We start from the raw sequence: 14,031 nt of genomic DNA, 5'->3' as shown, positions 1-14,031 counted from the left end.
GCACCCAAGACCGGGCGGTCAGGGAGACTGCATGTCCGAGATCGCGCTTGCCGAACGCCCGCTGGTCGATGGCGAGAAACAACCGCTCCCCGAACTGACTGCTCCCGCCCGGAACCCGCTGCTCGATCACGCGATCCTCCCAACACTGCTGCGCCTCGCCTGGCCGAATGTCGTCGCGCTCTCGGCCGGCACGATCGTCGTCATCTTCGAGACCACCTATATCGGCCGCCTTGGCACCGAGGCGCTGGCAGCGATGGCGCTGGTATTTCCCTTTGTAATGCTGACCATGACCATGTCCGGCGGCGCCATGGGCGGCGGCGTGTCCTCGGCCATCGCACGCGCCCTCGGCGCCGGCGACCGGGAACGTGCCGATACGCTGGCGGGCCACGCATTGCTGATCGCCATCTGCTTCGGCCTCACTTTCACCGTCGCGATGCTGAGCTTTGGCTCCGCACTGCTGCAACTGCTCGGCGGCCGGGGCAATGTGTTGAATCAGGCCCTCGCCTACATCACCATTTTCTTTGCCGGCGGCGTCATTCCGTGGCTGATGAACACCTTTGCGGCCATCCTGCGCGGCACCGGCAATATGAAAGTGCCCTCCGCCATGCAGACCACATCGGCAGGACTGCAAATCGTGCTTGGCGGCACGCTCGGCCTCGGCCTGGGCCCGATTCCACAATTCGGCATGGCCGGCGTGGCAGCGGGAACGCTCACCGCATTCTCCGTCGGCACCGGCGTCATGGCCTGGTATGTCTTCTCCGGCCGCGCGCGGGTGCGGCCCATGCTGAAAGGCTTTCGGATTCGGCGCGACATGTTTCTCGACATCCTCAAGGTCGGCGCCATCGCATGTTTCAATCCCCTGCAAGGCGTGCTGACCCTTCTGATATTCACGCATATGCTGGCGCATTACGGCACCGAGGTACTGGCGGGCTACGGCATCGGCGCAAGGCTTGAGTTCATGCTGACGACGCTCGCTTTTGCAGTGGGCATCGCCTCGGTGCCCGCCGTCGGCATGGCGATCGGCGCTGGCCGCATCGACCGTGCGCGGCGCATTGCCTGGACCGGCTGCGCCTTGGCTTTCGTGGTCGTCGGCCTGCTCGGCACGCTGATCGCGATCTTTCCGCATGTGTGGGTCAATCTGTTCACCAGTGACCCCGGGGTGCGCGAGGCGAGCCGGACCTATCTCGCCACCTGTGCCCCCATGTACGCCTTTCTCGGCCTCGCCACGGTGAGTTACTTCTCATCGCAGGGCGCCGCGAAAGTGCTCGGCCCCGTGCTGGCGCAGACGGCGCGGCTCGGTTTCGTCTGCACCGGGGGCTGGTACTTGCTGTCCATCGATGCCGCGGCCACCAGCTTCTTCTGGCTCGCCGCCGCGTCCATGGTGCTGCTCGGCCTGCTCTCCGTGCTCAGCGTGATGCTGACGCGCTGGGGGCCGAAATCCGGGCCGGTGCCCGAGGTTCGGCCTGTGCTGTTGTGATCACGCTTCATGCGACGGTGGAGAACCCGAGAGCAACGCGTCGAACAGATTGGTGCCCCGTCCCGACAACGCACCCTCTATCGACAACAGCCGGGATCTGGTGACGATCCCCGCATTGCCCGCGAAGCCTGAGGTCTGCCCCGGCGCCGCCAGCGCGCGATGGCAAGGCACAATGATCGCAAACGGATTGCGCGCGACGGCATTGGACACAGCATTGATCGCACCGCTCACGTAAAGGTGGATCGCTATCTCCGCATAGGTGCGCGTTTCGCCGCGAGGGATCCGTCGGATTGCATCATAGACCCGGCAATTGAATTCCGGGATGTCAAATGTGTCGAGCACGATGTCGGAGAGATCGACGGTTTTGCCATTGAGCAGCGCCACGATGCCCTCAATGGCATATTGCACATCGGTCGGCGGTCGCCATTCGCGCGCATCGGGATATTGCTGCAACAGGCGCCGGCACGTCTCCAGCTCCCGTACCTCCGGCAACCGGACGCCGACGATCCCGGCCTGGCTCCATGCGATACCGCACCGGCCTACCGACGTATCGAAAGTCGTGTATCCCAGCCCTGCCATCCTGGGCGGGATGTTAGCAGGCAAATGGCAATCGCCAACCGGAAATTGCGGAGCTACTCCTGCTCTCCTCTTTGTCACGACCGGACATCGCCCTGACTTCCACCAGGCAAGGCACGAGACCAGGCATGGCGCCTCAGAGAGCGCTTGGCGGATCGCCCGGTCTCGGCTAGATCAAAGGACGTGCGGGCGTAGTTCAATGGTAGAACGGCAGCTTCCCAAGCTGCATACGAGGGTTCGATTCCCTTCGCCCGCTCCAGTTCCTCCCGATTGCCTCAAATCGGATACGCCTGCGGACCGGTCTCGATGGTGATCCAGCGCAGTTCCGTGAACTCAGCGATCCCCGCTTTACCGCCGAAGCGGCCATAACCCGACGACTTGGTGCCACCGAATGGCATCTGCGCCTCGTCGTGCACCGTGGCGCCGTTGACGTGACAGATGCCGGATTCGATCCGCTTCGCCACAGCCAGCGCGCCGGCGATGTCGCGTCCGAACACAGCGGCCGACAACCCATATTCGGTATCGTTGGCCACCCTTACGGCTTCATCGACACCGTCCACCCGGACCACGGTGACAATCGGACCGAACGATTCCTCGCCATAGATCCGCATCGACGACGTGACGTGGTCGAGCACCGTCGCGGACATCAAAGTGCCCTCCACGCGCCCGCCAGCAACAACCCGCGCGCCCTTGCTCACGGCATCCTTGATCAGCGCCTGCATGCGGTCGGCAGCGCTGGCGTCGATCAACGAGCCCAGCGGCGCATTGCCCCGGCGCGGATCGCCGGCCACGAGCTGCTCGGCTTTGACAGCAAGCTTGGCAACAAACGGCTCGGCGACCTTGCGATCGACGACGAGACGTTCGGTGGACATGCAGATCTGCCCCTGATTCATGAACGCGCCGAATGCCGAAGCGGCGACGGCCGCATCAAGATCGGCATCCTCCAGCACGACCAGCGGCGCCTTGCCGCCGAGTTCGAGCAGCACGGGCTTGAGATGTGTCGCCGCCGTCTGCGCAATGAGCCGACCGACGCGCGTCGACCCCGTGAAATTGATCCGGCGCACGGCAGGATGTGCGACCAACGCCTCGATCAGCGCCGGCGCATCTTCCGGTGCATTGGTGATCACATTCATCACGCCAGGCGGCAAGCCCGCCTCGCGGAGACATTCGGCGATCAAGCGATGCGTCCCTGGGCAGATTTCCGAGGCCTTCAAGATGACGGGGTTCCCGCAGGCGAGCGGCAGGGCAACCGCGCGTGCGCCAAGAATGACCGGTGCATTCCAGGGGGCGATGCTGAGCACAACACCGGCCGGCTGGCGGACCGCCATCGAAATACAGCCGGGCTTGTCCGACGGAATCACCTCGCCCGAGATCTGCGTCGTCATCGCCGCCGCTTCGCGCAACATGCCCGTGGCGAGATGCACGTTGAAGCCGGCCCATGCGGCCGTTGCCCCTGTTTCGGCGGCCATCAGCGCGATGAATTCGGACGCCCGGCTCGCCAGGGTGTCGGCGGCCTTCAGCAGGATGGCACGGCGCATTGCCGGGCCGGTCGCCGACCAAGCGGGGAAAGCCGCCGCAGCCGCATCCGCGGCGCGCTTGGCATCTGCGATCGTTGCGGCAGCTGCACGCGAGGCGACGGCACCGGTGATCGGATTGAGGCGGTCGAAGGTCGCGCCGCCTGTCGCTTGCACGTCTTCGTTCTCGATCAGGAGGTTGATGATGTTCATGGTCATGTCCTCTGTTGCTTGGCGAATGGATGAAGACGGCGCGCTAGGCGAGACCGCCGAGATAGGCGCGACGCACGGAATCGTCGGATTGCAGCTCAACGGCGGAGCGGCTGCCGGAGACCTTGCCATTGGCGATGACATAGCCGCGATCGGCGATGCGCAGACTTTCGCGCGCATTCTGCTCGACCATCAGCAACCCCATGCCGGTCTCGCGAATACGGCCGATCGCGGCGAAAAGCTCCTTCACCAACAGCGGTGAAAGACCGAGCGAAGGCTCGTCCAGTAACAGCATTTCCGGATTCGACATCAGCGCGCGGCCAATCGCGACCATCTGCTGCTCGCCGCCGCTCATGGTGCGCACCACCTGCTTCAGCCGTTCGCCGAGCCGCGGGAACAGCGTCAGAACTTTCTCACGCTGCTCCGCCTCGACGGAACGCGCCCGCTCCGGATTGGCGCCAAGCATTAGATTCTCGGCGACCGTCAGTTCCCCGAACACGCCACGACCCTCAGGTACCAGCGCCAACCCGCTCTCGACAATCCGATGCGGAGGCAGCGAAGACAGATCCTGTCCGTCCAGCGTCACCTGCTTGCCCGGACCACATTCGACGAGGCCCGCAATCGCTTTCAGCAGCGACGACTTGCCAGCGCCGTTGGCGCCGAGAATGACCACGATCTCCCCGCGCGAAGCCGCTAGCGCAGCATCGTTGAGCGCGCGATGCTGCCCGAAACTGACATTGATGCCGGAGACCTCAAGCATGGTCGGGCGCTCCGAGATAGGCCTCGATCACGGAGGGATCGTTCAGTACGGCATCGGTGGCACCTTCCGCGATACGGCGCCCGCTGCTCATGACCACGCAGCGGCTGCAGAGCGAACGGATAGCTTCCATCACATGCTCGACCATCAGGATGGAAAGCCCTTCTTCCTTGAGCGAACGGATCAGCGCGATACCGATCAAAAGCTCGGATGGATTGAGGCCAGCGAGCCATTCGTCCAGCAACAGCAGGCGCGGCTGCAATGCCAACGCACGCGCCAGTTCCAGCCGCTTGCGATCGATGTAAGTGAGTTCGGCAGCCGGACGCGCGCTGCAATTGGCAAGGCCGACGCGCGCGAGCAAATCTTCGACCGCTGCGCCATTCTCCTTGCGTGGACGGCGATTGAACGCAAGCCCGGCCCTCACATTGTCACCGCAGGTCATGCCATCGAGAACACGCACTAACTGGAAAGTACGCGCAACGCCAAGCTGCGCGATCCTGAAAGTCGGCCATCCTGCGATATCGGTGCCGTCGAGCATGATACGGCCCGCATTGGGACGCAGCACGCCGGAGATCAGATTGATTGCCGTCGTCTTCCCCGATCCGTTCGGCCCGAGCAAGCCGATGATCTCGCCGGATTGAATGGTGAGGTCCACGCCGTTGACGGCGACGAGGCCACCAAAGCTGCGCGTGAGGCCTTCGACCTTGAGAACGGGCGTGCCTGCCGACGTCATGCGTTGCTCCCTTTCACGAGGGAGTCACGCCGGGGCATCCTGATCCTGTCGATGAGGCCGACGACACCGGCCGGCAAGGCATAGACGATAAGCAGGAACACCACGCCCATGATCAACGTGGACGTGCTGGGGAAGCGCGCCGCCAGGAATTCAAACAGCAATGTGAGCGGAACGGCCCCCAGCGCCGGCCCCCAGAACCGGTGCGCGCCGCCGAGCAACGCCATGATCACGACTTCAAACGAAATCGTCGCGTTGAAGGCGATGGATGGCTCGATATAGGTCCAGCGCGGCGCCATGATCGCGCCGACCAGCGTCATGAACACCGCCGAGATGACGAACAGCGCGACCTTGGCAAAGGTGACATTGATGCCGCAATGCCGGGCGACCGTCTCATCCTCGCCGATGATACGGAGCGCGAAACCGAGGCGCGACCTTGCGATCAGCCAACCTGTCGCGAACACGATGACCGCCAGCACCAGCAACTGCCAGTAGATGTCCTGTTGGCTGATATCGAGGAAAATATAGCGGCCGAGCACACGGCTCTTGTTGACCTCGAACCAAACTACGAGCTGGCGCACCAGCTCGGCCAGGCCGAAGGTGAAGATCACGAAATGTACGCCGCTCAGCCGCAGGGTCGAGAGGCCGACGATAGCCGACGTCGCCGCGCCGATCAGCGCCGCTACAGCCAGCACCAGCGGCCATGCCATCTGCTCCCCGAGCACCGCCACCGTATACGCACCGACGCCGAAGAACGCCGTCGTCGCCAGTGAGACGTAGCGTGTCGGGCCGGAAAACATGCCCCAGGCGGTGGCGAGCACCGTGAATTGCAGCAGCGTGATGCCGAGCGCGAGATGATAGGCATCGACAAGCAACGGCAGGCAGGCAAGGCCGGCGACGATGGCGAGACCGACGCCTCCGATCAGGAACGGAGATGCGGTCACCGGCGCGCACTCCCGAAAATGCCGGCAGGCCTGACCAGCAGCACCGTGAGGAACAATGCAAAATTGACGGCAATGGTGAGGCCAGGATCGATATAGGTTGCGACCAGCGCCTCGCTGAGGCCGAGTAACAGGCCGGCGACGAGGCAGCCCATCAGATTGCCGATGCCGCCCATCACGACGACGATCAGCGCCTTCATCGTGAAGACGACGCCGGAGGTGGCGCTGAAGGTGAGGAACATGCTGATCAGCACGCCTGCCGCGGCGACCAGCGCACCACCCGCTGCAAAGGCCAGCGCCGAGAGTTGCGGCACATTGATCGCCACCAGCGGCGCCGAGGCGGGATCGACAGCCACCGCGCGGATCGATGTGCCGATGCGCGTGCGCGTGAGCAGCAGATAGAGCACCGTGCCGAGCACAACAGCGAGAAGGAACGCCACAAGACGATTCATCGCCAGCACTTCGCCGACGAGGGTGACCGGGATGGCGAGGAAAGAGTAGCTGAAATAGGCCCCGCCGAACATTGTCAGCAGCACGCCCTGCACGATGAACATCAGACCGAAGGTGGCGAGAATGCTGTCCACTTCCAGCGCATCGCGCGTGCGGGCGCGGCGCACCAAGGGGGTCAGCAAAATCTTGTAGAGCAACAGGCTCACCAGGAAGCTGATGGGAACGACCACCGCCAGCCCGACCAGCGGGCTCACCGCCCAGCCGGTGAACAGCCAATAGGACGCAAAGGCCGAGCCGATCAGGAATTCGCCGTAAGCGAGATTCATGATCCGCGCTACGCCATATTGGAGCGTCAGCCCCATGGCGATCAGCGCATACATTCCGCCCAGCACGAGGCCGGTGAGCACCGCGTTCGTCATTCCATCATTCCGGATTGCAGGAGCATGACCCCGGCGGGATCATGCTCCGATCAAGCGTGCAGCGATTACGGCGCCTTCCAGGCCGGTTTCGGCAGGATCGGCTGGCGGGCACCCTGATTGGCCGCAGGCGCGACGCCATAGAACTCGCCGTCCTGCCATTGGCCCACCCACCAGTAATTGGTCGGCATGTTGTTCTCGAGCTTCACCTTGCCGATTACGGTGTCGAAACTGCCGGTCTGCAGATCCTTGATCACAGCGGCGCGATCCACTTTGCCGACCCGCTCGATGGCCTGCTGCAGCATCTGCAGGCTGGCATAGGTGACGGCGCTGGCCCAGCGATCCGGCTCGGCGCCGTTCGCAGCAGAGGCCTTGTGGCGGGCGAGATAATCCTTGATGGCCGGGCTGTCGCCGCTCCAGCCGCCGATGCCCATCACGCCTTCCGCATTGGCGCCGAATTTCTGCTTGAACAGCGGAAAGGCGGTGCCGACGCCGGTGTAATAAACCTTCGGATTGAAGCCGGAGATGCGCGCCTGTTCTGTGATGGCAATCGTGTCCGGCGGATAGCTGAAGGCGATGAAGGTGTCCGGATTGAGCGCCTTCACCTCATTCACGATCGGACCCAGATCCTGCGTGCCGACCGGATAGGTTTTGTCATAAGCGAGCTTGAACTTTGCCGCTGCCAATGCCGGCCGCGCTGCGGCCGAGAGATCGATGCCAAAACCGTCGGCGATGCTGACCATGGCCACGGTATCGCCGATCTTGCCCTCGCCGCGCAGTTTCACCAACAGCTCCACCAAGGTCTTGGAGGCATCGGCGCTCGTTCCGAGCAGCCAGAAGCTGTTTGGCCAGCGTTTTGCGAGTTCGGGCGCGCGATCGGTGACGGCGGTGGAAGCGAGATGCGGATAGCCGGCCTTGTTGAGGATCGGGCCGACCGCGAGGTTCAGGCCGGTGCCCCAGGGCGGCAGGATGAAATCCACCTTGTCCTGATTGATCAGCCGCTCCAGCGCCTTCGCGGCTTCCTCGGCGCTCGAACGGTCGTCATATTGCACGACCTCAACGGGGACGCGCTTGTCGCCGAGCTTGATGCCGCCTGCGGCATTCACTTCCTTGACCCACAATTCGTAATTGGGAATCGTGGTTACCGCGGCACCGCCGGCAGCTGGCCCCGTACGTGAGATCGCATAGCCAATCTTGACGGAGGTCTGCGCCTGCGCCGCATCCCCCCAGCCGAACGTCGCCACGCCCGCCATCATGGCCAGACCGGCGGCCCATCCCACTGCCCGTTGCTTGGTTACTGAACCCATGTCTGCCCTCCCCGGAGATGATTTGCACGACGCCTTTGCAGCGCTCGATGGCCGGAGACTAGTGGAGCGCTCGGGGCTGGGAATTGGACGTATTCGGGGAAAGATTGCATCTATCCGTGCAACGCGATTGAATTCACGCGACGGATTGTCCCAGGACAAAGCAGAAGGATAGACGTGGACACTCGAGATCTGATCGAAAAATCCGTCGCGCTCCATGTCGAGCGCTTCACGTCTGGCCTGTCGCCGCGCATCTGGTCGATACGCCAGCCCGATCTTCGCCGGTCACATCTGCTCATCTTGGAAAGCCGCAGCGGCACAGCGACCCTGCAGGGGACCGTGATCGCATTCCAGTCGCCCGCCTTGTTGTGGTTGCCCTGCGACTACGATGGAAGCCTGCACATCGAGGCTGGCGCGCAGGGCTATCTGGTAGCCATAACCGACGATCTGCTCACGCAAACCATCGCCGGGTCGGCTGAAGCGCTGCATCTTCGTCGTACCATCGATCGGCTGGTGCTGCTGGAAGGCGCCAAGACATCGGAAGGTTTCGCTGCCATCGCAGCATCATGCAACATGCTCGCGGGCGAACTCGCCACGCCGGGTCGTGGCAGCGCCACTATGCTGTCGGCCCACGTGCTGCTGATGTGCCTGCATCTGTGGCGCTCGCTCATCGCGGAAGAACCGGTCGATGACGTCGCGCTGCGCGGCGACGGCCCGCGGCTGGTCGGCAATTTCATGCAGATGGTCGAATTGCACTATCGCGACGGCTGGCCGATCGCGCGCTATGCAGCGGCACTCGGCGTCACCGATGACAAGCTCCATGCTCATTGCAAACGGGAAACCGGCGTCAGCCCGCGCGCCATCGTGCATCAACGTTTGATCCGTGAAGCCTGTACCCGTCTGCGCCAACTCGATCTACCGGTCGAACAGATCGCCTACGGCCTCGGCTTCCACGACCCCGGCTATTTCAATCGCTTTTTCCGCAAGCATCAGAACGAATCGCCCGGCACCTACCGGCGGCGGGCGAGGCTCAGTCCGGGTCGCCATGGACCGTCTTATGCAGCCTGGCCGTGATCGCCACGGAGAGGGTTGCAACCTATACCGTGTAGGGGTATATGAGCCGCATGCGTGCAGATATCAAGACATCCGTGAAGAAGCGCCTCGGCAGGATCGAGGGCCAGGTACGCGGTTTGTCCAAGATGGTCGACGAGGACCGCTACTGCATCGACGTTGTAACCCAGATCTCCGCGGTGCGTGCGGCACTCCGCCGCGTCGAGGAGGAGGTTCTCAAGGATCATGTGTCGCACTGCGTCGAGCACGCCATTGCGAGCGGCGACAAGGCCGAGCAGCGGCAGAAGATCGCCGAGCTCATGGCAGTGGTCGGAAGGGCCGAGCGATGAGGTGCCCTCCCGACAGCTCCGACCGAGCATCCGGGAATTTCGCGCATATGGTCTGCGCACCGATCAGCATGAGCGAAGGCAATCGATAGGCAATGCTCGTCAGGCTCACCAGGAACCAGCGGAAGAAGGCAGGGTGGATCATCGCCTGGGTCTATCTGCTGTGCATCATGGCACCGACGCTGTCCTACGCCGCGCCTGGCAAGGATGCCTCATCGCACTGCATGACAATGAAAGGTGCCGCGACGGGATCGATGCATGACCACGATCAGTCGGACCCGACGATTCTCGCACATGGCCACGGAACAGCCCACGATCATGCGCAGGCCCAGCCGGCAGCGATAGCCGGCGACGACTATCCATCGATCGCCATGCCGAGCGAGGACCCCTCTCCTCAAAAGGGGCCGCACACAACCAGCGGCCAGTGCTGCGTGCTGATGTGCATTGGAACCATGCCGGCTCCGCTCCTGGAGATCACGTCTCCGTCGATCCCGACCGTCGTCCGCATGACGACGAGCTACCGTGCCACGGCCGACAACGCGCCGGACGTCCACTACCGTCCCCCCATCGCCTGATCTGATCGCCTAGACGCGGCGCCGCGCCGGGAGCGTGCGTGCGCCTGTGGTCCCTCGTCAGTTCAGGAAATCAGCATGTTTGCGCTTATTGGGGCGAAAATCGCCGCCGTTCGTTCGGTGGCAACGAGACTCGTCGACATGAGACCGGTGGCCTTGGCTGCGACTGTGGCAGCAACGCTGGCTCTCGGGGGTTGTCTGCCGGTCACGGCACCGCTCCGCGCCGATCCGGCCGATCCGAGCGTTCCCGTCGCGCCGATGAGCTACCGTTCGACGGTGGCTCCCTATACGTCGATGCGGCCGGTCTCGCCGTCCGCATGGCGGCAGCGCAATGACGACGTCTCTCCCTCTTCGAAGTCCAGCAGGTAGAGGGTGACATGCTGAACATGAACCGGTCGTTTCGGATCCATTCCGTAGGTCGCAGCCTGTTGCGTCCGAGCGTCACGATAGCAGCGCTTCTGCTGCTCTCCGGTTGCGCCAGCTTCTCGCCGGACAAGGGCATGAGCGTCGTTGCCGGCGTCACCGACGCAGCGATCCGCAAAGATGTCATTTCCATCCGCTCCGGCGACGACGCGCGCATCGCCGAACAGACTATTGAAAAGCTGAAAGCCCGCACGCTCACGGTAGACACCGCCGTGCAGATCGCCCTTCTCAACAATCGGGGACTTCAGGCCGCCTATAACGAGCTTGCACTCGCCGAAGCGGACATGGTCGCAGACAGCCTGCCACCCAATCCGTCGTTCTCCGTGTCGCGCAGCGTCAGCGGCGGAACCGTTGAAGTCTCGCGCCAGGTCGCCGGCGACATCCTCGCCATCGCCACGCTGCCGTTCCGTTCCGAAATCGCGCGCGAGCGCTTCAAGAAGGCGCAACTCACCGCCGCCGAACAGACATTGCGTCTGGCGGCCGATGTCAGAGACGCCTTCTATCGCGCCGCGGCTGCGAACGAACTTGTCGCTGTTCTGACAGAGGCGAAAACGATCGCCGAAACCACCGCGCAGCTCGCGACGAAGCTCGGCGAAACAGGTTCGCTCAACAAGCTGGATCAGGCCCGCCAGCAGGCCTTCTATGCCGAGACCACGGCAGATCTGGCGTCGGCCAAACAGGAGGCCGCGAGTTCGCGCGAACGTCTGATACGGCTGCTCGGTCTGTGGGGGCGCGACACCAACATCAAGCTGCCCGGCACCCTGCCGCAGCTTCCGCGCAAGCCGCAGACGCTGCCGCTCATCGAGGTGCAGGCCGTGGAGCGCAGGCTCGATCTCCAGATGGCGCGCATCGACCTTCTGGCGCTCGCCAAATCGCTCGAACTCACGCAGGCCACGCGCTTCGTGACGCTGCTCGACATGTCGGGTTCGCAGAGCAAGGAACTTGGAAGCCCGAACCGCAGCCGCAGCGTCGGCATCGACTTCCAGATTCCAATCTTCGACGGCGGCGAGGTGCGCGTGCGGCAATCTGCCGAGATCTACAATCAGGCGTTCAACCTGCTGACGGAGAAGGCGATCAACGTCCGCTCAGAGGCGAGAAACGCCTTCCAGGTGTATCGGTCGACCTACGACATCGCGCTTCAGTATCAGCGCGAAGTGTTGCCGCTTCGTCAGGTCATCTCCGAAGAGATGCAGCTTCGCTATTCGAGCATGCAGATCGACGTATTCGCGCTGGTGGTCGAGGCCACCGCGAGAATCGCAGCCCAGCGCGCAGGGGTCGCCGCCAAGCGCGACTTCTGGCTCGCAAACTCCGCGCTGCAGACCGCCGTGAATGGCGGCGGCCGCGACGAATCCCCATCCCAAACGACGGGCACGACCGCACAGGCGTCGGCCGGCGGAGGTCACTGATGAGCGATCCGATCCTGTCCAGACGCAACTTCCTCGGCACCGCGACGGCTCTCGCCAGCGCAGCGGCGATCTCCGGCCGCGCCCAGGCTGCCAGCATTCCGGAAGCCCCGACGATGGAGAAGACGTCGATGCAGCCGCCGCTGCATCCCTCCTCCGGACCGGATTACAACCCCGTCGTCACCCTGAACGGCTGGACGCTGCCGTGGCGCATGAATGGCGACTGGAAGGAGTTTCATCTCGTTGCCGAGCCGGTTGTGCGCGAATTCGCCGAGGGCATGAAGGCTCATCTCTGGGGCTACAACGGTCAGTCTCCGGGCCCCACGATCGAAGTCGTCGAAGGCGACAAGGTGCGCATCTTCGTGACCAACAAGCTGCCGGAGGCGACCACCGTGCATTGGCACGGCGTCATCCTGCCATGCGGCATGGACGGTGTCGGCGGACTGACCCAGCCTCACATCCCGGTCGGGAAGACCTGCGTCTACGAATTCGAGATGAAGCATAGCGGAACCTTCATGTACCACCCGCATTCGGACGAAATGGTCCAGATGGCGATGGGCATGATGGGCATGATCGTCGTGCATCCGCGCGACCGCAGCTTCAGACCCGTGGATCGCGATTTCGTCTTCATCATGAGCAGCTATCTCATCGATCCCGGCACCTATCTGCCGAAGGTCACCGAGATGACCGACTTCAATATGTGGACCTGGAACAGCCGCGTGTTTCCCGGGATCGACGTGCTTCCGGTGCGTCTTGGCGACAAGGTGCGTGTCAGGATCGGCAATCTGACGATGACCAACCATCCGATCCATCTGCACGGGCACAAATTCTCCGTCAGTTGCACCGACGGGGGCTGGGTGCCGGAGAGCGCCGCGTGGCCCGAGACGACGACCGACATCCCGGTCGGCGCAATCCGCGCCTTCGATTTCGGTGCCGACAATCCCGGTGACTGGGCATTCCACTGCCACAAGTCGCATCACACGATGAACGCTATGGGCCACGACATGGTGAACCTGATCGGTGTGTCCAAGAAAGACATCGCAAAAGCGCTTGGCAAGGTCGCGCCCGACGGGATGGCGATGGGATCGACCGGCATGGCCATGGGCGAGATGGAGATGCCGCTGCCTGACAACACGCTTCCAATGATGACCGGCAGCGGCCAGTTCGGGCCGATCGAGATGGGCGGCATGTTCACCGTGGTGAAGATCCGCGAGGGCCTTGCACGAGACGATTACCGCGACCCCGGCCCCTATCAGTTTCCGAAGGGAACGGTGGCCTACGAAGTCGAGGCACCGCAAGCCGCACCCGCGCGGCAGGAAACCGGGAAGCCAGCAGCCGCAAAGGACGTGCCCAAGGCCACGAAACACAAGGGCATGAAGGGGATGTGATGCTCGCCCGAGCGAGAAGGAGACCTGTGAAACGACGACTTGAACTGCAGGCGGCGATCGTCACCGTCAATTGGCAACTGAAAGGATGAAAGATGATGAACACCAGCAAGCTCGCGGCAGCGTTCGTCGCGTTCTCGATTCTGGCCATCTCGGCCGGCTTCGCTCAGGACGCGATGGTCAAGGGTGAGGTGAAGAAGGTCGACGAGGCGGCCAGGAAGATCACGCTGAAGCACGGCCCGATCAAGAGTCTGGGCATGGACGATGACAGCATGACCATGGTCTTCCGCGTTCAGGACCCGGCTCTGCTCAAGCAGGTCAAGGCCGGCGACAAGGTGCAGTTCGTCGCCGAGCGCGGCAGTGACGGCATCGCCATCACGAAGATCCAGAAGAGCAAATGAACCGATTCCCGGCATCCCCGCTTGGCGGGGATGCCTCGTTATCGTCCTCGGCGTGATGCGACATGCTCAACCGAG

General features: G+C 63.3%; 15 protein-coding genes and 1 tRNA gene. 9 read left to right on the top strand and 7 right to left on the bottom strand.

What is annotated here, in order from left to right; genetic code table 11:
• Positions 1–31 precede the first annotated feature (31 nt).
• Positions 32–1,477 (top strand): MATE family efflux transporter, encoded by a 1,446-nt coding sequence (locus tag E0H22_RS03275; RefSeq protein WP_233024317.1) that lies wholly within the window; start codon positions 32–34, stop codon positions 1,475–1,477.
• Here E0H22_RS03275 and E0H22_RS03270 read toward each other — a convergent pair whose 3' ends face one another.
• Positions 1,478–2,056, bottom strand: coding sequence for a methylated-DNA--[protein]-cysteine S-methyltransferase (locus E0H22_RS03270; RefSeq protein WP_233024316.1), 579 nt, complete (start codon positions 2,054–2,056; stop codon positions 1,478–1,480).
• A 182-nt stretch (positions 2,057–2,238) separates the two neighbouring features.
• Between E0H22_RS03270 and E0H22_RS03265 the strand changes: the two genes are divergently transcribed.
• Positions 2,239–2,312, top strand: a tRNA-Gly gene (locus E0H22_RS03265).
• 16 nt (positions 2,313–2,328) lie between these two features.
• Here the strand turns inward: E0H22_RS03265 and E0H22_RS03260 are convergent.
• From E0H22_RS03260 to E0H22_RS03235, 6 genes are all read right to left on the bottom strand, one after another.
• Positions 2,329–3,780, bottom strand: a complete 1,452-nt coding sequence (locus tag E0H22_RS03260; protein WP_233024315.1) for an aldehyde dehydrogenase — start codon at positions 3,778–3,780, stop codon at positions 2,329–2,331.
• A gap of 43 nt (positions 3,781–3,823) precedes the next feature.
• Positions 3,824–4,537: an ABC transporter ATP-binding protein gene (locus E0H22_RS03255; protein WP_233024314.1), complete on the bottom strand. Its 714-nt coding sequence runs from the start codon at positions 4,535–4,537 to the stop codon at positions 3,824–3,826.
• Positions 4,530–5,267, bottom strand: a complete 738-nt coding sequence (locus E0H22_RS03250) for an ABC transporter ATP-binding protein (protein WP_233024313.1) — start codon at positions 5,265–5,267, stop codon at positions 4,530–4,532. Before E0H22_RS03250 ends, E0H22_RS03255 begins: the two co-directional genes overlap by 8 nt.
• Positions 5,264–6,208, bottom strand: a complete 945-nt coding sequence (locus E0H22_RS03245) for a branched-chain amino acid ABC transporter permease (RefSeq protein WP_233024312.1) — start codon at positions 6,206–6,208, stop codon at positions 5,264–5,266. The genes E0H22_RS03250 and E0H22_RS03245 overlap by 4 nt, the downstream gene beginning before the upstream one ends.
• Positions 6,205–7,074, bottom strand: coding sequence for a branched-chain amino acid ABC transporter permease (locus tag E0H22_RS03240; protein WP_233024311.1), 870 nt, complete (start codon positions 7,072–7,074; stop codon positions 6,205–6,207). Before E0H22_RS03240 ends, E0H22_RS03245 begins: the two co-directional genes overlap by 4 nt.
• A 65-nt stretch (positions 7,075–7,139) precedes the next feature.
• A complete protein-coding gene (locus E0H22_RS03235; protein WP_347340823.1) occupies positions 7,140–8,378 on the bottom strand; it encodes an amino acid ABC transporter substrate-binding protein in 1,239 nt (412 codons plus the stop codon).
• Between the two features lie 174 nt (positions 8,379–8,552).
• On the opposite strand from E0H22_RS03235, the gene E0H22_RS03230 reads away from it, so the two are divergent.
• The 7 genes from E0H22_RS03230 to E0H22_RS03200 all read left to right on the top strand — a co-directional run bounded on the left by E0H22_RS03230 (position 8,553) and on the right by E0H22_RS03200 (position 13,956).
• Positions 8,553–9,449 carry an AraC family transcriptional regulator gene (locus E0H22_RS03230; protein ID WP_233024310.1) on the top strand — a complete coding sequence of 299 codons (897 nt, stop codon included), beginning with the start codon at positions 8,553–8,555 and terminating at the stop codon, positions 9,447–9,449.
• A 50-nt stretch (positions 9,450–9,499) separates the two neighbouring features.
• On the top strand, positions 9,500–9,775 hold the full coding sequence (locus tag E0H22_RS03225) for a metal-sensitive transcriptional regulator (protein WP_233024309.1): 276 nt from the start codon (positions 9,500–9,502) through the stop codon (positions 9,773–9,775).
• A gap of 92 nt (positions 9,776–9,867) precedes the next feature.
• Entirely contained in the window at positions 9,868–10,347 is a 480-nt protein-coding gene (locus E0H22_RS03220; RefSeq protein WP_233024308.1) for a hypothetical protein, read from the top strand.
• A 75-nt stretch (positions 10,348–10,422) separates the two neighbouring features.
• Complete coding sequence (locus tag E0H22_RS03215; protein ID WP_233024307.1) at positions 10,423–10,713, top strand: hypothetical protein; 291 nt, start codon at positions 10,423–10,425, stop codon at positions 10,711–10,713.
• Between the two features lie 17 nt (positions 10,714–10,730).
• Entirely contained in the window at positions 10,731–12,173 is a 1,443-nt protein-coding gene (locus E0H22_RS03210) for a TolC family protein (protein ID WP_233026109.1), read from the top strand.
• 11 nt (positions 12,174–12,184) lie between these two features.
• The gene (locus E0H22_RS03205) at positions 12,185–13,558 is read left to right on the top strand and encodes a multicopper oxidase family protein (protein ID WP_233026107.1); all 1,374 of its coding nucleotides are present in this window, start codon (positions 12,185–12,187) and stop codon (positions 13,556–13,558) included.
• A gap of 95 nt (positions 13,559–13,653) precedes the next feature.
• Positions 13,654–13,956 (top strand): copper-binding protein, encoded by a 303-nt coding sequence (locus tag E0H22_RS03200; protein WP_233026105.1) that lies wholly within the window; start codon positions 13,654–13,656, stop codon positions 13,954–13,956.
• The last annotated feature ends 75 nt before the right edge of the window (positions 13,957–14,031 follow it).

The organism is Rhodopseudomonas boonkerdii, assembly GCF_021184025.1.
In the GTDB taxonomy this organism is placed as follows: domain Bacteria; phylum Pseudomonadota; class Alphaproteobacteria; order Rhizobiales; family Xanthobacteraceae; genus Tardiphaga; species Tardiphaga boonkerdii.
Note: the sequence above shows the minus strand (reverse complement) of the source record. Positions and strands in the feature narration are given on the sequence as shown.

What these genes read in the sequence shown, in the direction of transcription:
- E0H22_RS03250 (WP_233024313.1), bottom strand. Translation starts at nt 5,267, where the DNA reads ATGACGTCGGCAGGCACGCCCGTTCTCAAGGTCGAAGGCCTCACGCGC.
- E0H22_RS03255 (WP_233024314.1), bottom strand. Translation starts at nt 4,537, where the DNA reads ATGCTTGAGGTCTCCGGCATCAATGTCAGTTTCGGGCAGCATCGCGCG.
- E0H22_RS03260 (WP_233024315.1), bottom strand. Translation starts at nt 3,780, where the DNA reads ATGAACATCATCAACCTCCTGATCGAGAACGAAGACGTGCAAGCGACA.
- E0H22_RS03270 (WP_233024316.1), bottom strand. Translation starts at nt 2,056, where the DNA reads ATGGCAGGGCTGGGATACACGACTTTCGATACGTCGGTAGGCCGGTGC.
- E0H22_RS03235 (WP_347340823.1), bottom strand. Translation starts at nt 8,378, where the DNA reads ATGGGTTCAGTAACCAAGCAACGGGCAGTGGGATGGGCCGCCGGTCTG.
- E0H22_RS03215 (WP_233024307.1), top strand. Translation starts at nt 10,423, where the DNA reads ATGTTTGCGCTTATTGGGGCGAAAATCGCCGCCGTTCGTTCGGTGGCA.
- E0H22_RS03240 (WP_233024311.1), bottom strand. Translation starts at nt 7,074, where the DNA reads ATGACGAACGCGGTGCTCACCGGCCTCGTGCTGGGCGGAATGTATGCG.
- E0H22_RS03210 (WP_233026109.1), top strand. Translation starts at nt 10,731, where the DNA reads ATGAACCGGTCGTTTCGGATCCATTCCGTAGGTCGCAGCCTGTTGCGT.
- E0H22_RS03275 (WP_233024317.1), top strand. Translation starts at nt 32, where the DNA reads ATGTCCGAGATCGCGCTTGCCGAACGCCCGCTGGTCGATGGCGAGAAA.
- E0H22_RS03200 (WP_233026105.1), top strand. Translation starts at nt 13,654, where the DNA reads ATGAACACCAGCAAGCTCGCGGCAGCGTTCGTCGCGTTCTCGATTCTG.
- E0H22_RS03220 (WP_233024308.1), top strand. Translation starts at nt 9,868, where the DNA reads ATGCTCGTCAGGCTCACCAGGAACCAGCGGAAGAAGGCAGGGTGGATC.
- E0H22_RS03225 (WP_233024309.1), top strand. Translation starts at nt 9,500, where the DNA reads ATGCGTGCAGATATCAAGACATCCGTGAAGAAGCGCCTCGGCAGGATC.